The organism is Streptomyces sp. NPDC051907, from assembly GCF_040681075.1.
Taxonomy (GTDB): Bacteria; Actinomycetota; Actinomycetes; order Streptomycetales; family Streptomycetaceae; genus Streptomyces.
This window is the reverse complement of record NZ_JBFAYB010000008.1, coordinates 144,624-163,834: the sequence shown is the minus strand read 5'-3', so window position 1 is coordinate 163,834 and position 19,211 is coordinate 144,624. Positions and strand designations below refer to the sequence as shown.

Here is a 19,211-nt window from a genome sequence, read left to right as displayed (position 1 = left end):
CTCCCCTGCAGGGAGCTGACGTAGTGACTGGCTTCACCGAGGAGACTGAGGTGACACTGCGCGCGGCCGGCTGGTGGCCCGGGCGGCGTGTAGCCGTCGAGCATTGGCGCGAGACGTTGGAGGAGAGCGGACTGGTGCGCATGCACGATGCGGCCGAGCGCTTCCTGGCGGAGTTCGGCGGTCTGAACGTGTGGATCAGCGGGCCGGGTATTACGTGCAGCAAGACGCCCTTCAACTTCGATCCCGAGCTCCTCACCGGCGAGGAGGGCCGCTTCGCCGAGTGGAGCCAGACGGTCGGACACGACCTTTTCCCGATCGGCGAACTCGACGAGGGCCGGTTCTTCCTCGGCATCGATGAGAACAGCGAGGTCTATCTCGTTGAGACCTGGCTCGCGACCTTCGGCCCTGTCCCAGAGGCTCTAGAGAAACTTGCCCAGGGCATCCGCCCGGAAGAGATCGCGAGCTCCGACCCCGGACGGTGACACCGGCGGGCCCGCCAGGTCAACCGCCGGACAGGTTCCGAAGGCCCCCACTGGTGCCGTCGCCAGATCTCGGACCGGACCAGATCACCTCGTCCCCGGCGGACCGCCAAGGCGCTGTCCACCTCCGCGGCCAGCCCTCACCGAGCACCAGCCGGTCCCGCACGGCAGCAGCGCCGCGTACGGAGCGACCATCTGGTCCAGCCCGCACACATCCGACCGCACACCACCACGCCGTACGTCCACCACCTCAGCACAGCACTACGGACCGCCCATCACGGACGGGTCTGCGCACTTGCGCGGAACCGCATGTCCTCTGGGTCTCGAATGGGGGCCAGGGCCAGCGAGTTGCCGACGAGCCGAACAGCGCGATCCGCTGCGCCGCGAGGAGTTACTCGGGGTGATCCGCAAGGGAACCGCGGCCTTCCAGCAGCTGCCGTCGCGACGGGCTTGCCGGTGCAGTCGGGGCGCCGGTTGGCCCGACTAAAGGTGCCGCGGCTGCCCGTGAAGAAGTTGAGTGCGCCGCAGGCGATGTCGGCGACGGCCGCTCCAAGCCTGCAGAAGGCAAGCCTGCTGCGCTGACACCCTCCGCTACTCGGTGATACCGTATAGTGGTACTCGGTACTACGCAGTACCGCCGCTAGGCCGAGGAGGACTCGCGATGGACGACCTGACGGAGATGCTGAAGGGCACGCTCGAGGGGTGCGTGCTCGAAATCATCGGCAGCGAGGAAACCTACGGGTACGCCATCACCCGTCAGCTGAACGAGCTCGGCTTCACCGACGTCGTCGAGGGGACGGTGTACACCATCTTGCTGCGACTGGAGAGGAACAAACTCGTCCAGGTGACGAAACGACCATCCGGGGTCGGTCCGCCGCGCAAGTTCTACGCGCTCAACGACGCCGGACGCGAGGAACTCGCGAAGTTCTGGACGAAATGGCAGTACGTCTCATCACGCATCGACAGACTCAAGGAGAGCGGGAGATGAACTTCTGGGAGACCATCACAGGCAGCGATCTCACCAGGGAATGGAAGGCTTTCGAAGCCAGGGCCGAGGCCCTGCCCGACGACTACCGGGCGGCGTGGGAACAGATCAACGCCCACCTCTCTCCCCATGGGGACTTCACCGGCCGCAACCTGATGCCGATCCTCGACGCCGCCCTGGGGCTGCTCGAAGAAACAGCGGCGGACGGGCAGAGCGTCCACGAGGTCCTCGGCGACGACATCCGAGGCTTCTGCACGGCGCTGGCCGGCGGGGAGGGGGCTCGAACCTACCGCGACCGGTGGCGCGAGCAGTTGAACAGGAACGTCGCAAGGAAACTGAACCGGCTGGGAGGCTGACGTGGGCATCCAGGACATCATCGAGGGCAAGAAGCAGTGGCGGGCGCACATGGCTCGGGTCAAGAAGCTCCCGCCGGACTACCAGATCGTCTACAAGGAGATGCAGAAGTACCTGTTCAAGGTCGGACCGGTCGACCTGCCTGACGGGCCCCTGCTCCCCGGCATCGTCGATTTCTTCGAGGAAGGCGCCGCCGCGGGCAAGGGGGTCTTGGAACACATCGGCAACGATGTCGCCGCGTTCTGCGACGACCTGGTCAAGGACTCACGCACCTATGCGGACGCCTACCAGGAGTCCATCAGCGGGAAACCCGGTACGGCCGAGAAGTAACACCGTCGCCTCATGCCAGGGGGCGTAGTAGCCCGCACGCGCGGTCCGTCCGCCTCGGCGCAGCGCGACCGGGCTCGGGCCGACTGGCCACCGGAAGCCGCTGCAGATCTGTCGACCGGTGCGCGCTGACCCAGTCCTGCAGTGCTGAAGGCCGTTGCGCCTGCGGCCGTCGCAGGTCAACGGTCAGGCATGGGCCGCCGAAGGCGCCTGGTGCCTGCGTCCGCTGCGCGACGCTGAGCGGCACCGGGTCTGGATCGGTCACGAGGGCTGCGGGCTACCGGCCCCGCGACCGGGAGCCGGCTTGGTCCGCGGCCGCCGTCGTCCGCCCTGCGGCCCGCACAAGATCAGGTGGTCGTCGTCTGTCACCGTTCCCGCTCCAGCCGCACCGTTCCACCATCCTGTCCTGCGAGTTTGCCGGAACGGCAACGCTGATCGCGTCGGACGGCCGCCGCGCCGCATGATCGACGGGTACCCGCGTCCGCCGGCGAACCGAGGAGAAGCCCATGCAGCCTGAGCCGACCGCCGAACTCCGCCACCGCACCATCGAGACCCCGGCCGGGCGCCTGCACCTGGTCGAGCAGGGCACCGGCCCGCTGGTCCTGCTCGTGCACGGGTTCCCCGAGTCCTGGTACTCCTGGCGCCGCCAGCTCCCGGCCCTGGCCGCCGCCGGCTACCGGGCGGCAGCGATCGACGTGCGCGGCTACGGCCGCTCCTCCAAGCCCGCCGCGACCGACGCCTACCGGATGCTCGACCTGGTGGAGGACAACCTCGCCGCGGTGCGCGCCCTCGGCGAGGAGAGCGCGGTCGTCGTCGGCCACGACTGGGGATCCCAAATCGCCGCCTCCTCCGCCCTGCTCCACCCAGAGGTCTTCCGCGCCGTCGGCCTGCTGAGCGTCCCCTACGCGCCGCCGGGCGGCCCCCGCCCCACTGACGTCTTCGGCCAGATCGGCGGCCCTGAGCAGGAGTTCTACGTCTCCTACTTCCAGGAGCCCGGCCGCGCCGAGGCGGAGATCGAGCCCGACGTCCGGGGCTGGCTCGCCGGCTTCTATGCGGCGCTGTCCGCCGACACCATGCCCGCCCAGGGCGAGCCCGACCCGCACTTCGTCGCCCACGGCGGCCAGCTGCGCGACCGCTTCCCCGCAGGCAAGCTCCCCTCCTGGCTGAGCGAGGACGACCTCGACGTCTACGCCACGGAGTTCGAGCGCACCGGCCTGACCGGCGCCCTCAACCGCTACCGCACCATGGACCGTGACTGGGAGGACCTCGCCCCCCACCGCGGAGCCCCGATCAAGCAGCCGTCCCTGTTCATCGGCGGCGCCCTGGACGCCTCCACCACCTGGATGGCCGACGCCGTCAACGCCTTCCCCTCCACCCTCCCCGCCCTGTCCGCCTCCCACCTGCTGGAAGGCTGCGGCCACTGGATCCAGCAGGAACGCCCCGACGAGGTCAACCGCCTGCTGACCGACTGGCTCACCGCCCTCCAGGGCTGAACCAGACACGCCGAGCAGTCAGGTCGAGCTGGCCGCTCAGAGTGTCGTCGACCGACGGCGGCGATGTTGTCCTTGTCGGTCAGGATGAGCAGGCCCGGGCGGTCACCGGTCAGATGCGGTTCATCGTTGGTCAGGGCTGCCAGGTGCGGTCAAGAGGGTGTCTCACTCGGTCGTCACAACCCGATGTTGGACACCCTCCCTGCGTCCATGGACACCGCAATCGGAACTACTCGTCCAGTGCTCGTCCGCCAGACGCAGTGCTCAGCTACAGCCTCTGTACGCGAGCAGGGCAGCAGCAGTTCACCACTTCGGGAGACAGTCCCAAGGACGGCAGCGCTCGCATTGTTCACGAGCTGCGGCAGCACCGGTCACCGGTGCTCAGTGGCGGTACGCGGCTGTCGCGATCTCGACGAAGGATCGGATCAACGGGTTGGTGTCGCCCTCGTTCCACACCGCCACCACTCGGCTTGGCGCCATGTCGGTCAGCGGCACCGCGGCCAGCCCTGCGGGCAGGTCGTGCCCGAGCGGGGCCAGGCCGACCGTGCCGTTCCACAGCACGGCCTGCAGGCATTCCTGGACGGCGCGCACCACTGGGCCCTCGCGCGGCCTGCCGCCGTTCCAGTACGAATGCCAGACGGGGTCGGTGCCCTGTGGGAACTGGAACCAGCGGCGGCGGTTCAAATCGGCCAGCCGCAGCCGGTCGTGGCGGGCCAGCGGATCGTCGGCGCGCAGGACCACTCCGACCGGATCGGTCCGCAGCACACGCACCGTCAGGGCAGTCTCGTCGAACGGCGCCCGAGTCAAGGCGACGTCGACCAGTCCAGCGCGCAACCCGCACGTTGGGTCGGTCAGATCAGTGTCGCGGACACGGATGTCGATGCCGGGGTGGCTTCGGCGGTAGGCGGCGGCCAGCCTGGACACGCCCGGGGCGGTACCGTCGCCCAGGATGCCGACGGTGATGATCGCGCCGCCGGCGGCCGCGCTCACGCGCACACCGACGCGGTCGGCATGCTCGAGCAGGGCCCGCGCCTCGTCGAGCAGCACCGTGCCTACCGGCGTGAGCGTGACGCCGGTAGGCGAGCGGGCGAACAGCAGGGCCCCGACATCGGCCTCCAACCGCTTGATCGCCCGGCTCAGCGGCGGCTGACTCATATGCAGTCGGGCGGCGGCCCGGCCGAAGTGGAGTTCCTCGGCGACCGCCACGAAGTAACGCAAGGTCCGTAGCTCCACGCTGCAACGATACCCATGAGGTATCGGCGCTGCGGAATGGGTCTTGGACACTGGCAGGGCCTGGGCGGTGCACTCGTGAGCATGACCGATGAAGCAAAGACCAGCGAGCTGCAGACCGACCCCGCCGTGTCAGTGGTGGCTCCCGGCGGCGGCGAGACGATCCTTCTGGGCACCACTCGCATGCGCGTTCTGGAGGACGGCAGCCACACCGGCCACCGCCTCGCGATCGCCGAGTCCGTCCTCGCCCCGCACACCCAGGGACCGCCGCAGCACCGCCACGGCCGACACGACGAGGGCTTCTACATCCTCTCCGGCACCGTGCGGTTCACCGTCGGGGACGAAGACCACGACGCCACCACGGGCACGCTCGTGATGGTTCCGCCCGGTACTCCTCACACTTTTGCCAACCTGACCGACCAACCCGCCGTCATGCTCAGCACATTCACCCCCGACCTGTACGTGCAGTACTTCCGAGACCTCCAGGAAGTGCTCGCCGGCGGCCGGCCGCTGACGCCGCAGGCCAATATCGACTCCATGAGCCGCTACGCGACCGAGCCCGCCACAGACCTCGCCTGAAGTCGGCGGAACGGAACGGCCCGGCCGCCCTCCTTTCGACCGGCGGGGCCTGGTGCCTCCGCCTCTCATGTCCGGATCCTTCGGACGACGGACCGGGCCTTCTCCAGGGGCCCTTCTGGCGATCGACGCAATCGACGGGCCCCGCGAACCGGTGGCCCATGAAAGGGAACGATGAACATCGCCTATTGGATCGTCGCGGGACTGCTCGCCCTCTTCTACTTCTACGCAGGCACGCTGAAGGTGATCCGCAGCCGCGATCAACTCCGACCGATGATGGTCTGGGTCGACCGCATCCCCCTGCCCGCCCTCAGGGCACTCGGGACGATCGAGATACTCGGCGCGACCGGCCTGATCTTGCCGCCACTGGCAGGTATCGCTCCCTCGCTGGCACCGGCAGCGGCCATCGGCTTCGTACTCCTGCAGACCGGTGCGGTCGCTGTCCACCTGACTGGTGAAGACCGCCGGATCGCACTCAACGTCGGGCTCATCGCCACCGCGGCGGTGACCGTCTGGCTGGCCACCGGGCTGTGATCGAGCACAGCCCTCGACTCGTGGGCGCCACTGCACGGCTAGCCGCCCCACGGCCGCTGCCATTCTCATGAACATCGAACACGCCGCCATCCACGCGCTGCTCGACGAGGCGTACATCTGCTGACGCAACTCATGAACAAAGCCAGCGGGCTCAGCCCGTCTGCGCGGGCGATGTCGCTGCGTTCGGCCATGGCCCGGGCCGTGGCGTAGGACAGTGGGACTCGCTCCGCAAGCGAGCCCATCGCGCGTGCCACCTGTTGCTGTACGCCGACTTGGACCTCGACGGCTCGAGTGCGCACAACAGTCGGACGAGAGAGGCCGCGCAGCCGGTCTGCCCGCCCTGGCGCCAGCTGTCGGCCTCTACCAGGCGCTGCTGACCAGACGTGCCCGGCCAGGGACGCCGGCTCCTGCGGCGCGGCTCCGCGAGGCCGTCTCGTGGCTGCCGGCAGACATGGCCCGCTCCGTGGCCGGCCTGCTGGCCTCGGGACGGGTGCTGCGCCAGGGAGCCCTCCCCCGTGCCGGTGCTGCGCGCTCGCCTCGACCCGCGTCACCGCTCCCGCCTCAGCTGAGCGGGCCGCTCCCCCGCGCGTGCGCCGGCCGACCCCGACCGCACGGGGACGCCCTCGTGGGTCGGCGGCTCTGCGGGCGATGGACGAGCCGTTGTCGCGGACGGCGAGGACGCAGCCGGAACGCCTGCCACGCTCTGGATCCCGCGCACGCGCTCGATGCCGCCGGGTGCAGCCAGCCGTCCTGACGGTCAGTCAGAGCGGATACCGCCGGCGTGCCCTCGGCGACGCTCTTCAGAGCGCAGATCGGCGCTCTCCCGGCACGGGGGGCGCTCTTCGGGCCCGTTCCGGCAGCGCAGTGCACGTCGGCGCCGGGAGCGCTGGTCTCGCCGGTCGATCCACCATGCCAGGCGGTCGCCGGACTCCTGCGGAATGAGCGCGTGCAAGGCGGACTGCACCAGGACGACGGCCAGGCCGCCGAGGAGGATCGTCGCGAGCGCCCATCCGGGAGCGCCGTTCAGGGCCGCCGCGAGCACGACGACGCCGCCGATGCCGGCCCCCGCGAGCATGCGGGGGCGGGGGCTCCGAGGCGCCGGCGCCGGCGAGGATTCGGGATTCCTCTGCGCCGGGCGATGGGAATCGAGCATGGTGGACTCCTGTCTTCGGGACGTGGTGTTTCGGCGTCTGACCAAGCGTCGCGGACGGCCCGATTGGCGCGGAAGCGGGACCGTGGTCGGCTCCCGGGGGGAATCAATGGAAGGGGCGGCTGGAGGCATGGCCGGTCGCCCTATGAATCCGGTGAGCAAGGACCTGCCGCCCGAGATCCAGGCGTGGCTCCGCACCTGGCGGGCGGTGGTGCTGGACCCGCTGCGGACGCTGCGCTGGAGTCCGTGGCCGATTCAGCGGATGGCCGACGAGCTCGCGCTCCGCGTCGAGGGGAGGGAAGGCACCGGAGGTGACGGCCGGCTACGCGATGCCTCGGGCGTCTCCAAGACGACGCTGCAGAAGGAGATGGCCGGGGAGCGAATGCCCACCCGCGACGTGGTGCAGCATCTGCTCGACATCGCTGCAGAGAGCTTGCCCGATCCGCCCGGCCCGGAGAGACGGCAGGCCTTGTGGGACTCGTACTATCCGGCTCTGGAGCTGAAGGTCCCCCTGCTGGCCTCCCTGTACAGGGCAGTCGACGCGCGTGACGAGGCAGTGCGCGCCCTCGCCGCAGCCGAGGAACGAGAGAGACGGCTGCTCGCAGAGCTGAGCCGTCAGGTGCAGGAGCAGGTGACGACCCGTGAATCGGCGCTCGTACGGGACGACGTCGAGCCGGCCGAGTTCATCGCGCGGGAGCGCGGCATTCTCATCCCGCCCAGCTGGCCGGATGCATTCCGCGAGCGTCTGCAGTCGCTCTCGTTCGCAGGCCGGGCGCTGAGCCAGCAGCTCGACGCGCTCAGCAGCGAGCTCGACGAACTGCGTGCCCGGCGTGCGGCCTGGCGTGCACTGCGAGTGATCAGACGTGCTCAGCGCAGGCGCGAGCAGGAATTGGCGGCTGAGGTGACGGCCCTGCGGGCGGCGAGGGACGAGCTCCTGGACCGCCTCTACCGGGCTCAGTCGGAGGCAGAGGACACCCGGCGCTGGGCCCAGGCGCAGGCGGACGCCCAGCTCGCTCACTTGCGTGAAGACCTCGAAGCGGCCCAAGCCGAGGCGATCCGCCGGGACGCCGACCTCTCCCGGCTCGTCGAGAAGCAGCGGACCCGGCTCGCCGGCCTGCGCGAGAGGTCAGTTCTCTCCGCGGCCGACGACGTTCTCACCGCCGCGCTCGACCGGTTGAGCCGGCGACCGAACGTGTGAGAAGAAAGGTCGGCATGTCGCCGACGCATCTGCCCCGACCGGCCGGGGTCCGCGTACCTCCCAGAGTGCTCAGGTCTCTCAGTGCTCAGGCAGGGCACGGATGAGAGCTGACAGCGGACCCACTGCCCGGGAAGCAGTCGAACCGCCGGCGGCCTGCGCGGCCGAGGCGGCAACCCGAAGAGCGGCTCCACACGGGCGAGCACTCGGAGCCGACCGCCTTCGTCCCGCAGGCTGACACCGATCTCGCGAAGGTCCTTCTGGCTCGAACGCGGCGCGAAGCCGTCACGTTCGGACATCTGGACGAAGTGGGCGAACCCAGAGGGCACCCGAGGCAACGAGAAGCCGACCGGCATCGCGTTCCTGCGGGCAGCGGCCTCCCCGCCCCGAGACTGCTTCGTCCAAGACGTCTTGATCCACTGCACCTGCCTTTCACCGAGAGCCTAAGGTCAGCATCGGCTTGACGTCATCCAGGCTCCGACGCAATTGCCTGCTGCCAGTTTCATGCGGAGAAACCCGTGAAGCGGCAGGCCTGCGCGGTCGCGAGTCCGGGGAGGTGGGCGGTGATGGCGCGGGATGCCGCAGAGGCTTCGCCGTCGGTGGGGACGGTGAAGCTGGTGGGGTCGTCGGGGAAGACCGCTGCGGCGGTGTTCGGTCTCACGCAGAGCATGCAGCCACGACGTTTCATGCAAGGCCCATGGAGACACTTTGTTCCCAGCCTGGGCCGCACCTCGCGCACTCGGGGATAATTGGGCGATATGAGCCTTACGTTCTTCGACGACAGGCGTCTGGCGTGTGACCTCTATGCCGCTGCGAGCCAGAACACCGGCCCCGAACAGGTCGGCGCAGGGATTTCGCGCGTGCTCGCCCCCATCGTGGCCCACGACGCGCTGAGCCTGGTGGGAACCGACCCGGCAACCGGTCCCGGGCTGGGCAGTTTCAGTTTCTGGCACCAATACGACCCCACGCTGGTCAGGGAGCTCGTCATGCACCGGCATCTGGGGGGTGACCGGCAGCGGTCGGCGATTCCGACTCTCCTGCGGACCCCGGCTGTCGTCGTGGGCGCGGGCACTGACAGGTCGCCCGCGCCTGACCCGCGTGTGCGGGAGATTCTCACCGCCTACGGGGCGAGTTCCGAGCTGCGCCTGCTTCTCCAGGACAGGCGCGGCGTGTGGGGAGCTCTCGGGCTGCTCCGCTGCGAAGGCACCGCGCCATTCGGCCAAGACGACGCCCAGCGGGCGGCCCGGCTCGTACCGGCGCTGCTGGCCGCCCTGCGCCGGTACGCGACGGCCGGTCCTCTCTGCCCCGAGGTTCCCCCTCTGTCGGCGGGAGTGATCACCGTCGGCTCCGACCACCGGATCAAGGCTGTCAGCCCCCAGGCGCAGCTGTGGCTGGACCAGTGGTCGGCGCACGCCATCCCCTCGTGGATCCCGGAAGCCTTCTTCGTCTCGCTCTCCCTCGTCGCTCGGGCGGAAGCAGGCCGTCAGGACGCGTCCATTCCCCTGGTGTGCGCACCCCCGGCCGCCTGCGGCCGCTGGACCACCTGTCAGGGCCAGGTGCTCGACGCGGACGCCACAGGCGATGTCGCCCTCGTCGTCCAGGGGGCCACATGGGACTTGGTCCTGCCGTCGTTGTGCGAGTGGTACGGCATCACCCCCCGGGAACGCGACGTCGTCACGCAGCTCCGCACAGGGGCGTCCGTCAAGCAGATCGCCCGCCGCCTCGGCCTGTCCGCGTACACGGTCAACGACCATCTCAAGGCGGTCTTCCGCAAGACCGGAGCAGACGGGCGCGACGAACTCAGCGCCGCGCTGACCCGCTGATCCGCTGCCCTCTGATCCGCATTTTGTACATCCCTGAATTCAGGGGGCCGCAGCGACACGGATCCAGCCCACCATGAGAGGGGAAACCGGAACGTCCGCGGTCGGCTCGCACAGCGAGGCCGAGACATCCTCCCTCGTCGAGCCACCCGCGCGAACGGTCCGGTGCTCTGGAGATCCCCGCACAGGCAGGCGTGCGGACACTGACATGTCTGCGCCATGTCGGGAATCCCCTCCTCACTGAAGGGAACGGACATGACCCACAGCAATCTTCGTGAACCCGCGACCGGGAACACAGCAAGCGGCAGCGCAGTGAAGGCCGGGCCCGAGCAAGCGGTCCCGCCCACGGGCGGAAGCGGGGGCACGGAACAAGCGGATCTGCAGCAGATCGGCTACTACTACGACCTCCGGGGCCAAGGCGTCTTCGAAAGGGTGCTGGAAGCGGATGGCCTGGGGGGACCCTACAGCCCGGTGTCCGCCAGCATCACGGAGTTCGACCCCGCCACCGGCAAGGCCTTCATGGGAGACGCGGTCATGACCGTGCACAACGTCGTGCCCCTGGAGGGGGAACTCGTGCACATCCGCGTGGACTCGGGCTGGTTCGAGGACCTCTCCATCAGGGTCTACCTCCAGTACATCGTCTGAACCCGCTCACCGACTCGGCGCAACCCCAAGGGGGCGCGGGCAACCGCGCCCCCGACACCAAGGCCCGGCGCCGATGCCGTTGAGCTTGGCGTTCATCCCACGGTGCCGAACGGGACTCGAACCCGTTCGGGATTTCCCCACACCAGCCGATACGGGAAGGCGACCGCGCAAGCCTGGGACCGGCTGCACCCCCGGCTGACCAGGCGGGCAGCCTGGGGCAGGGCGACCACGAGGGCACCTTGCCGATCACCGAGGGCACCGCGATCCGATTGACCGTCGCGAAGCTGCCCAGCGGCGGCGACAACAAACCCGTCTGGCTCTGGTGGCCCGGCACCGCCGCGAGCGCCCAGGACGTGGATCGATGCCGGCAGGCGTTCCCGTGAACGTTCGAGGTCGAGCACGCCTTCCGCAGCTCAAGCAGACGCTCGGCCGGACCCGCCCGCAGCTCCGGGACTCCGCCGCTGCCGACCGCTGGACCTGGATCGTCCTGGCCGGCCACGCCAACTCCGCCTCGCCCGCCCTCTCGCACGGGACTCCCCCGGCCAGGGGCGGCCGACGGAACCGAACAGACCGACCCCCGCCCGAGTCCGCCGGAGGCAGAAACCTGCGCCCGAAGAGGGCACGCCAGCCCCTGCACCGAAACCACCCGGCCAGGTCTCGCCCGCCTGGCTCACAGAACCGGCGGACGGCCACCCGCTACGCTCGGGGATGGCCTCCTTTGCCGCCGCTCCGGGCTGGGCACCGCCAGCCTCCCCCAACCCAGGCATGTGTGGCTCGTGGATACGGCCAGAGGCCCTGCCAAGTCAGGCTCCGGGGTGGGCAGGCTTCCGCTGTGACCCCACAAGCCCGGCACGGCGCTTCCGGCAGAACGGTTATGGGCAAGGTGAGCGGAACTGAGGACGACGAGGCGGACGCCGACGGCCCCGGTGTCGACGCCGATGGGCACGGCGTCGGCTTGTTGGCTCCAGGGGATGCAGCAGGACTGCCTGGAGCTGCGGGGACCGCACCGTGAAGAGGGCAGCGGGAAGGCGGCAGGGTGCGTGGGCGTTATGTTTCTGATCTAGAAACAGGACAGCAGGCGCCCGGCAGCCGCCGGAGCCACGACCGCACTGGAGGAGAACGGCATGATCCGCCTCTCTGCAGCACCCATGACGTGGGTGGCCACCGGCGACAGCATCACCCAGGCAGTACTGCACACCCACGGCGCACGCGGCTGGGTGGAACACCTGCAGGAACGGGTCAGATGGCAGATGGACCGGCTGACCGACATCGTCGTCAACACCGGTGTCTCCGGCTGGCGTGCCGTGGACGTGCTCGGCTCCTACGACCACCTGATCGGACGCTTCGCACCCGACGTCCTGTCCATATCGCTCGGCACCAACGACGCGCGCGCCGGCCTGGCCGGACTGCCGGAATTCCACGACGCCATGCACCAACTCATCGACCGTACGGGCAAGGACGCCCAGATCGTCCTCCACACCCCGGTCCTGACCAGCATCGCCGGCCGCGAGACCCGCGGCACGCTCCCGGCGTACGCCCAGACCGTACGGGACATCGCGAAGGAAGCCGGCGTACTGCTGGTCGACCATGAGGCGCACTGGCACGAGCACTTCGACGGCGCCGACCCGATCGCCTGGCTCGACGACCCGGCCCACCCCAACGCCGTCGGCCACCTCCAGATGGCCGAGCACACGCTCCGGGTCCTGGGCCTCGGAGCCATGGAACCCCGAACCTGAGCACCCGGCACTGCGGGGCGCAGCGGCTGGACGACGCGGGGAACTCTCTTGGAACGTCGTCGCCAGCCGCCAGCCCTGCGGCCGGTGCCGCTCCTCGTCGTACAGGTCGAGCGCGGACACCGTCAGGAAGCCCAGCGGCGCCACCCAAGGAGTACCGCGACTTCGACCAGGGGCCGTCGATGTTCTCCCGCCACCGCACAGGTGCGCCCCCAGTACTCGCAGCCCATGCCCGCCCGTGCTCTGCCGCCCAGCAGCCGCGACAGGAGGCTGCCCGTGGCAACGACCGCGTGGAACTCCTGAGTCGTCTTCCAAAGTCCCGCGTCGGATACGTCGCTCGCGAGATCTACCGTCAGATCCAGCCGCGGTCGCCCTGCTTCCTCGTCTTCTGCCGCTTGACGCAACATAGGGGCAGTCTCAACGTCCACAAGGCCGCCGCCGGCCTGCGGGAGTTCGCCGCACTCCGGGACTGGCCGACCATCTAACAACCTGCCGCCGTACGCACCCGACCTCGACCCCGCTGAAGGCATCTGGCCCCGCTAACGGGGCCCACCTATCTGCCTGGACTCAAGGGGATGCGAGGCTCGCGCGTGCTGCGGCCATGAAGGCGATCTTGTGTTCCTCGATGTGCTCGTTGACCTCGACGTCGCCGATCTCTCGCCACACCGCCTGGTTGAGCGCCCGACCGTACGTGTGCACAGGGCCGTGCAGGTCCGCGTCGCCGAGCAGCACGAGGTGCCGTTCAGCGATCCAGAGCCTGGTCATGACGCCCGAGGCGGTACTGTTCCAGTCTTCGTCGTCGCCCCAGGCCTCAGGACGTCCGTAGGCCGCCCGTTCGGCATCCTGGGCGCAGGCGATGAAGTCCTTGATCGCCTGCATCTGCTCTGCTCGGCGCGCCTCGCTGGTGGCCGCTGCCTGGCGGCGTTCCTCCAGCCGTTCGGCGGAGCGCTGAGCGGCGCGCTGGGAGAGCGCCGTCAGGCCGCCGCCGAGGGCAACGCCTGCGAGTGAGAAAATCGGTGCCCATACTTCCATCGCCACCCGGCGCCCCCTACGACAAGTCCTTGTGCATCAGCGTGCACATGGTCTCGTACCGGAGCAGTGAGCCGTCCGGCGCCTGGACGTCCCAGGCGTCCGGTCGGCGACCGTGGGCCAGGTAGCCCAGTCGCTCGTACAGGGTCCGGGCCCGTGGATTGCTCTCCTCCACCGCGAGCTCGGCCCTGTGCAGACCGCGTGACCTGATGCGGTCCTCCGCGGCCCGGATAAGCACGGCGCCCAGACCACACGACTGCACGGCCGGAAGTACCGCGAGCTGCCAGAGTGTGCCCACGCCGGCCGTGACCCGGTAGTCGACGCCCCCGATCGCCACCGGAACATCGGCGCGTCGGGTGCACACCGCCAGATAGTCCACATCCCCCGCTGCCGCACGTACCAACTCCCGTTCCACCTGCATCAGATGCGCGGTCGAGCCGGACCACGTACAGGCCGGCAGATCAGTGGGCGTCAAGTCACGGACGAAGACCGGCACGACGACCTCGGCCACCCTGACAGGAGGAAGACTCATACGCCCATCCGACCACCCAAGGAGCCTGCGGGCCAAAGGATTTCATGTTCAGGTCCCCGCCATGTGGTGAAATCCGCTGCCGCCGCAACGTCTCACGACACCCCCGGTCTCTCGGGCGAGAACCGGCTGCCGGCCGCTGCCGACGTGCGCTCCCACATCCGTCTCACCTACACAGCCGCCCCGAGGCAGCACCGGTCTGCTCGGCGCCCACGGCCAGGAGCCGAGCCAACGGATCCCCCTGCTCTGCCTCGGTTGTGTCCAGGGGCGGGTTCGTAGACGACGGTCGTGGCGGGCAGGCCTGGGCGAGCTGGGTGAGATGCGGCCGCCTCGGCTGCGTACCGCGATGGCAGTGGTGGTTTCTAGGCTGTCCACGCGCGAGCGGACGCGGCTGCTCGGTGAGCAGGGGCGGCAGGCGGAGGCGTCGGAGCTGCTCGCTCCATACGTCGCCATACGCTGGTGGCCGGCTGCCCTGGCCCAGGCGGAACTGCCTCAGAGCTGGGGGCGGGCGGAGGGGGCGATCGCGCTGGCCCGGCCGTACGCAGCGGTCGGAGGGTCCGCGCTGGGGTTCTTCGCGCGGCTGCCGGCCCGGCACGGCCGGCAGGACGAGGCGTTTGTACGGCTGAGCGCCGGAGTCGAAGACTGACTCCTCGCCACGGCTCTGGTAGACGTCTCCGAGGGAGCGGGCCAGGACGAGGACATCGCTGAACTGCTGGCCGCCCGGATCCCGGCCCAGCACCGGTGGCGCGCGCGCCGCACGTTTCCACAACTGCAGCCTCGTCGGTGGTGTTCTGACGGGGACTCAGCCTCTTGCATCTGCGCTCGCATCCGAGGCAGATTGTGATAACCGATATGTAACGGGTCTGGGCCGACCTTCCTTGTCTGTTCACCAGGCGGTGATCCTTTCGCATCCGTTTCATCAGTGGGGGCCGGAAGTCTTCTGTCTCGGGGCGTCGTTGACGCCCGATCCCCCCTCTTTCGGAAGGACTGCCCATGGCTCTCAGTCCAGGCGCCCGGCTCGCGCTCGCCACCCTCGTCGTCACAGCTGCCACACTGTCCCCGGCTGGCCCCGCGCAGGCCGGCGCCCCGGCCACGACAGCGGACAGGCCCGCCGCTGACGCCATGACGTACAAATCCCTGCCCAACGGCACCAGGAGCACCAAGACGCTGGTCATCGGAGTGGACGGGGCGGCGTTCGACGTCCTGGCCAAGACCGAGCTGCCGCGGCTGAAGTCACTGATGACGAGCGGTATGACCGGCACCGGCAACCTCTACGCCGCCCCACTCGCGGGCACCTACTCCGGACCGGGGTGGTCGTCCATCGCCACCGGCGTATGGCCCGACAAGCACCGTGTCACAGACAACAACTTCTCCGGCGCGGCCTTCGACAAGTACCCCGACTACTCCACCCGTCTCGAGGCGGCCGACCCGGCCTTCTCCACCCTCGTGGTAGGCAACTGGCCGGAGATCTCCACGGACGTGTTCGGCGCCAAGACCGACCTCCGCCTCATGGGCGACGACGACACGGCCACCACAGCCACGGCAGCGGACTACCTGCGCAACGGCAACCCGGACTCCGTGTTCGTCCACCTCGACGAGGTCGACCTCGCCGGGCACATGTCCGGCAGCGCGAGTGCGGAGTACACCGCGGCGCTGAAGCAGGCCGACCGCCGGATCGGTCGGTTGCTCGACGCCGTCGCTGCACGCTCCCGCCACGCCAAGGAGGACTGGCTCGTCTTGGTCACCGCCGACCACGGCCACACCCCGCTCGGCGGACACGGCGGCAACACTCCGGGTGAGCGGAAGACGTTCGTCATCGCTCGGGGCAAGGGCATTCCCGCCGGTTCTGTCCGTCACGACGTCAAGATCACCGACATCGCACCCACCGTCCTGGCCCACCAGGGCGTCACACCCAGTCCGGCATGGAACCTCGACGGCAAGGCGATCCCGGCCCTCGCCCCCGACGCCTTCGACTCCCTGCGCGGATCTCTCAAGCCCCGGGCCGACGAGACCCGCCCCGGCGCGGACGTCAAGGGCTGGACCACGACACCGCCGAAGGGCTGGACCGTCGACAACTCCAGGACGCCGGCCGGCGGTGTCACCGAATGGCGGGGCTGGTCGTTCGCCACCGACGAGTTCTGGACCAACACACAACTGGGCCAGGGCAGGGAGGCCAACGTTCGCGCACGCAATGTGTTCGCCGTCGCCGACTCCGACGAGTGGGACGACAGAAGGCACGACGCGGGCCGGTTCGACTCGACGCTGATCAGCCCGGACCACCAGCTGATCAGCGCCGCTCCCGTCACCGTCGGCTACGCGAGCCACTACCGGCTCGCCGGCCCCCAGACCGGCGAGGTCTACGCGGTGTGGGACGACGGCGAACCCGTCCTCGTCAAGTCGTACCGGAACGCAGTGAACACCTACGAAAAGCTGAGACTCACCCCTCCGCGGGGCGCCAGCACCCTCCAGCTCCGCTTCCGCTACACCGGCGCCAACAGTGCCTTCTGGACCGTCGACCAAGTCACCGTCCGGCAGGGCGTCTCCTGGCCAGGCGTCGACATCCCCCTGACAGCAGTCGCCAGGACCGCGATCGGTCACTGACCTTGCCGGCGCCCGATGTTCGCGGGGGGGCTGACTGACGAATGGAGGAGCGCAGTCCCCCATCCTCGCTGTCGATCATTCTCTTGGCCAGCACTCCGTTCTCGCGCCCAGTGCCTAGCAGGACTCCGCCAGGTCTTCCGGTCGGGCTTGTTCAGGAGCATGTTGAGGGTGTGAATACACACCAAGTGAACCGTGTACGGGCGACGTTGGCGCTCTTCGTGACTCATGTGTTCGCCTCGGTGCCGCGCAATAGGCGGTGCGTCATTACCGGGCGTTCCGCTGGCGAGCTGCAGGAGGAACCGGGGCCTCGCCCCGTCGCCCCGGTTCGCGCGGATGCTGACCGACGCAACTGACCCACATGACCCATCAGCGCGGGCAATCGCACAGTGAACACGTCTACAGGACAGGCGTCGCGCCTGCCCCTCGGCAGCGTGATCCGCGCTCACCGACGTGGCGGAGCGACCTGCCCCGCTACCGCCGACACCGCCACCATCGCCGACAGGCCCTGCCGAGCCGCCGAGCACTCGAGGCGGATCCGGTAGGGCGGACTCAAGGCATTGCGACAGGTCGCACAAGCCGACACCGGCTTCGCCATCACGCCGGCCTCGATGTTCACCGGCTGTACAAGTTCCGCGAATTCAATGGCACCATCATCCAGATCGGCACTGAGTCGTACCGCCTCACTCACACCAAGGCCCAGGCCGAACAAGCCCAGGCCAGCCGACCGGGCGTCACACGAGAGGAGCCGCCCGATATCCAGCCCGGCCAGAGCCGGAATGGCCGCTACGGCTGCTCGGTTGCAGCTGGCAGGTTGTGCCATGCATGTCCGCAGACGCCTTTGCAGTACGTCTCGCGGCGGCGAGTGTCGGCAATGGCGAACACGGAAACCAGAACACGGAATGCCTTGACGTACTCGGCGGCGGGGAGGCCCGCGAACCCGTAGCGGGGCGGGTCCATGCAGATCATTACCGAGGGGTTAGCCGTGGGCTTCACTCCGGACCGCGCCACCCCCGCACGGCCGTCCGCAGCTGTAACGTGCGCCTGCATCGCATAGCCGGCGACTTCCTGCAGTACCTCCTGCTGGCTTGTCGGGGCGAGGCAGGAGAACCAGCCCACACCAGCGTCCAACGTGCGGAGCCCTTGAGCGATCTCGTTGACGACCCGTTCGGTCTCGCGCAGGAAGGTGCGGCCATCGTCGCTGCTCGTCTCGGTCATCGCTTGATGCTTTCACGATGACGGTTCCGGGGGAATCCGGTATCCACACGCTAGAGCCGCGCGGGAGGGAACCGGGAACAGTCCGCTCCCGCGAGCCTCTGGCGGTGCCGCAGGACTCCCACTCCAGGTTCGCTGCCGAATGGCTCCCGAAGACACCGACACAGCCAGAAGGTCGAGCCCGGCACGGCAACCGTCTGGGCGGGTACGGCAGGGGCGGATGAGAGTCCGGGCTCCTCCCCTGACAGGCAGTGGCCGTCAGGGCTCATCGCACCGTACGCCCAACCGTCCCGGCCACGGCTGTCCCCGCCGTCCGGCCGCCCAGTCGCGTCCGGTCAAACGGCGGCAGCTGCGGATCCCCCAGCGGCGTCGGGGGAGGGTGCGGCACTGGCGGGGAGAGCCGTGTAGTACACCGTGGAGCCCTGCTTGGCACGCTCGACCCTGCTGCGGGCCACCAGACGCTCAGTCGTGGTCCGCACGAGGTTGTCGTTCACATTGCGGCCGGGGTGAGCTGCGGCGAGAGCCTTCGCGATCTCGCCCGCCGTACGCGGCTCGTCCTCGGAGCTGAGGTGTGCGTGGATCAGGTCGGCGAGCGCAGGACCGTTTCCGCCGGTCGTCTTCGCCGTCGTCTGCTTCGTGGCCGCGGGCTTCTTCACAGCCTTCTGCTTCGCGGCCGCGGGCGCCGGAGCGGCCGGTGCCCTCTTGGCGGCCGCCTTCTTCGCCGCAGGCTTCTTCGCCGTAGCCGTCTTCGCGGCGGGCTTCTTCGGCGCTTCCTCGGCCGCCGGGGCGGACGAGGGCTTGCCGCCGTGGCGCGTCGCGGGAGTCTCAGTCTCGGGGACCGCCTTGGCGGCGGCGAGGGCGTCGCTCATACGCTGCAGGAGCAGGTGGTCCTGCTCCAGGGTCGCGAGCTGTGTCTGCAGGGCTTCGAGTTCGGCGCGGATGCGGCCCTGTTCGGCCGTGTTCTGATCCAGGTCGGCGGCGACCTTGTCGGCGTACTGGGATTTGAGGTCGGTGTTCTCCTGCACGGGCATGAGGGCTCCTGAACATGTGTGGGTGTAGGGGCGGACTCTAACCCACCCGTCGTGAAGATTGTGTGTGGGCGCTCAACAGCGCGGCCTGCCTGTGGTGTTGGCAGAGGCCGTCCTGCGCTGCGGGCGCATGCGAGGGACATGCCGCCCACCCGTGCACGCCAACCGACAGCCGAACTCGCGGACGCCTTCGCACACAAGAAGTGACGCTGCGACCTCCCCAACTTGGCAGACGTTTTGCAGCACGAGGACGCCATTGGCTGCGTAGGCTAAGAAACGAAGCACTTGTCGGTG

The 19,211-nt window shown here is 69.2% G+C and carries 20 protein-coding genes and 2 pseudogenes; 14 read left to right on the top strand and 8 right to left on the bottom strand.

Features of this window, described 5'->3' with window-relative positions:
* The first annotated feature begins 23 nt into the window (after nt 1–23).
* The 5 genes from AB0M39_RS08255 to AB0M39_RS08235 all read left to right on the top strand — a co-directional run bounded on the left by AB0M39_RS08255 (nt 24) and on the right by AB0M39_RS08235 (nt 3,638).
* Nucleotides 24–482, top strand: coding sequence for an SUKH-3 domain-containing protein (locus AB0M39_RS08255; RefSeq protein ID WP_365361466.1), 459 nt, complete (start codon nt 24–26; stop codon nt 480–482).
* Between the two features lie 658 nt (nt 483–1,140).
* Entirely contained in the window at nt 1,141–1,467 is a 327-nt protein-coding gene (locus AB0M39_RS08250) for a PadR family transcriptional regulator (RefSeq protein WP_365361464.1), read from the top strand.
* On the top strand, nt 1,464–1,820 hold the full coding sequence (locus AB0M39_RS08245; RefSeq protein ID WP_365361462.1) for a DUF1048 domain-containing protein: 357 nt from the start codon (nt 1,464–1,466) through the stop codon (nt 1,818–1,820). Before AB0M39_RS08250 ends, AB0M39_RS08245 begins: the two co-directional genes overlap by 4 nt.
* Before the next feature lies 1 nt (nt 1,821).
* Entirely contained in the window at nt 1,822–2,148 is a 327-nt protein-coding gene (locus AB0M39_RS08240) for a DUF1048 domain-containing protein (RefSeq protein ID WP_365361460.1), read from the top strand.
* 503 nt (nt 2,149–2,651) lie between these two features.
* Nucleotides 2,652–3,638, top strand: a complete 987-nt coding sequence (locus AB0M39_RS08235) for an alpha/beta hydrolase (protein ID WP_365361458.1) — start codon at nt 2,652–2,654, stop codon at nt 3,636–3,638.
* Nucleotides 3,639–4,016: 378 nt separating this feature from the next.
* Here AB0M39_RS08235 and AB0M39_RS08230 read toward each other — a convergent pair whose 3' ends face one another.
* Nucleotides 4,017–4,868, bottom strand: a complete 852-nt coding sequence (locus AB0M39_RS08230) for a LysR substrate-binding domain-containing protein (RefSeq protein WP_365361456.1) — start codon at nt 4,866–4,868, stop codon at nt 4,017–4,019.
* A gap of 81 nt (nt 4,869–4,949) precedes the next feature.
* On the opposite strand from AB0M39_RS08230, the gene AB0M39_RS08225 reads away from it, so the two are divergent.
* Both AB0M39_RS08225 and AB0M39_RS08220 read left to right on the top strand, forming a co-directional pair.
* A complete protein-coding gene (locus tag AB0M39_RS08225; protein ID WP_365361454.1) occupies nt 4,950–5,444 on the top strand; it encodes a cupin domain-containing protein in 495 nt (164 codons plus the stop codon).
* Between the two features lie 171 nt (nt 5,445–5,615).
* Entirely contained in the window at nt 5,616–5,975 is a 360-nt protein-coding gene (locus AB0M39_RS08220) for a DoxX family protein (RefSeq protein WP_365361452.1), read from the top strand.
* Between the two features lie 757 nt (nt 5,976–6,732).
* On the opposite strand, the gene AB0M39_RS08215 is transcribed toward AB0M39_RS08220, so the two are convergent.
* Nucleotides 6,733–7,128 (bottom strand): hypothetical protein, encoded by a 396-nt coding sequence (locus AB0M39_RS08215; RefSeq protein ID WP_365361450.1) that lies wholly within the window; start codon nt 7,126–7,128, stop codon nt 6,733–6,735.
* A gap of 127 nt (nt 7,129–7,255) precedes the next feature.
* Here AB0M39_RS08215 and AB0M39_RS08210 point away from each other — a divergent pair, with 127 nt between their 5' ends.
* Entirely contained in the window at nt 7,256–8,323 is a 1,068-nt protein-coding gene (locus AB0M39_RS08210) for a hypothetical protein (protein ID WP_365361448.1), read from the top strand.
* 101 nt (nt 8,324–8,424) lie between these two features.
* Here the strand turns inward: AB0M39_RS08210 and AB0M39_RS08205 are convergent.
* Together AB0M39_RS08205 and AB0M39_RS08200 are read right to left on the bottom strand one after the other, a co-directional pair.
* A pseudogene (locus tag AB0M39_RS08205) lies at nt 8,425–8,745 on the bottom strand (hypothetical protein); the annotation flags it as partial.
* Between the two features lie 77 nt (nt 8,746–8,822).
* Nucleotides 8,823–8,981 carry a hypothetical protein gene (locus tag AB0M39_RS08200; protein WP_365361446.1) on the bottom strand — a complete coding sequence of 53 codons (159 nt, stop codon included), beginning with the start codon at nt 8,979–8,981 and terminating at the stop codon, nt 8,823–8,825.
* A 199-nt stretch (nt 8,982–9,180) separates the two neighbouring features.
* Between AB0M39_RS08200 and AB0M39_RS08195 the strand changes: the two genes are divergently transcribed.
* From AB0M39_RS08195 to AB0M39_RS08180, 4 genes and pseudogenes are all read left to right on the top strand, one after another.
* Nucleotides 9,181–10,143 carry a helix-turn-helix transcriptional regulator gene (locus AB0M39_RS08195; protein ID WP_365361444.1) on the top strand — a complete coding sequence of 321 codons (963 nt, stop codon included), beginning with the start codon at nt 9,181–9,183 and terminating at the stop codon, nt 10,141–10,143.
* Nucleotides 10,144–10,395: 252 nt separating this feature from the next.
* Complete coding sequence (locus AB0M39_RS08190) at nt 10,396–10,785, top strand: hypothetical protein (protein WP_365361442.1); 390 nt, start codon at nt 10,396–10,398, stop codon at nt 10,783–10,785.
* A 150-nt stretch (nt 10,786–10,935) separates the two neighbouring features.
* Nucleotides 10,936–11,464: pseudogene (locus AB0M39_RS08185) on the top strand (transposase); the annotation flags it as partial.
* A 445-nt stretch (nt 11,465–11,909) separates the two neighbouring features.
* Entirely contained in the window at nt 11,910–12,521 is a 612-nt protein-coding gene (locus tag AB0M39_RS08180) for a GDSL-type esterase/lipase family protein (protein ID WP_365361440.1), read from the top strand.
* A gap of 564 nt (nt 12,522–13,085) precedes the next feature.
* Here AB0M39_RS08180 and AB0M39_RS08175 read toward each other — a convergent pair.
* Nucleotides 13,086–13,556 (bottom strand): hypothetical protein, encoded by a 471-nt coding sequence (locus AB0M39_RS08175; RefSeq protein WP_365361438.1) that lies wholly within the window; start codon nt 13,554–13,556, stop codon nt 13,086–13,088.
* A gap of 10 nt (nt 13,557–13,566) precedes the next feature.
* The gene (locus AB0M39_RS08170) at nt 13,567–14,079 is read right to left on the bottom strand and encodes a GNAT family N-acetyltransferase (protein WP_365361436.1); all 513 of its coding nucleotides are present in this window, start codon (nt 14,077–14,079) and stop codon (nt 13,567–13,569) included.
* A 349-nt stretch (nt 14,080–14,428) separates the two neighbouring features.
* Here AB0M39_RS08170 and AB0M39_RS08165 point away from each other — a divergent pair, with 349 nt between their 5' ends.
* Complete coding sequence (locus AB0M39_RS08165; protein ID WP_365361434.1) at nt 14,429–14,722, top strand: hypothetical protein; 294 nt, start codon at nt 14,429–14,431, stop codon at nt 14,720–14,722.
* 347 nt (nt 14,723–15,069) lie between these two features.
* On the top strand, nt 15,070–16,677 hold the full coding sequence (locus tag AB0M39_RS08160; protein WP_365361432.1) for an alkaline phosphatase family protein: 1,608 nt from the start codon (nt 15,070–15,072) through the stop codon (nt 16,675–16,677).
* 783 nt (nt 16,678–17,460) lie between these two features.
* On the opposite strand, the gene AB0M39_RS08155 is transcribed toward AB0M39_RS08160, so the two are convergent.
* The gene (locus AB0M39_RS08155) at nt 17,461–17,892 is read right to left on the bottom strand and encodes a DUF5958 family protein (RefSeq protein WP_365361430.1); all 432 of its coding nucleotides are present in this window, start codon (nt 17,890–17,892) and stop codon (nt 17,461–17,463) included.
* 332 nt (nt 17,893–18,224) lie between these two features.
* Nucleotides 18,225–18,920 (bottom strand): hypothetical protein, encoded by a 696-nt coding sequence (locus tag AB0M39_RS08150; protein ID WP_365361428.1) that lies wholly within the window; start codon nt 18,918–18,920, stop codon nt 18,225–18,227.
* Nucleotides 18,921–19,211 lie beyond the last annotated feature (291 nt).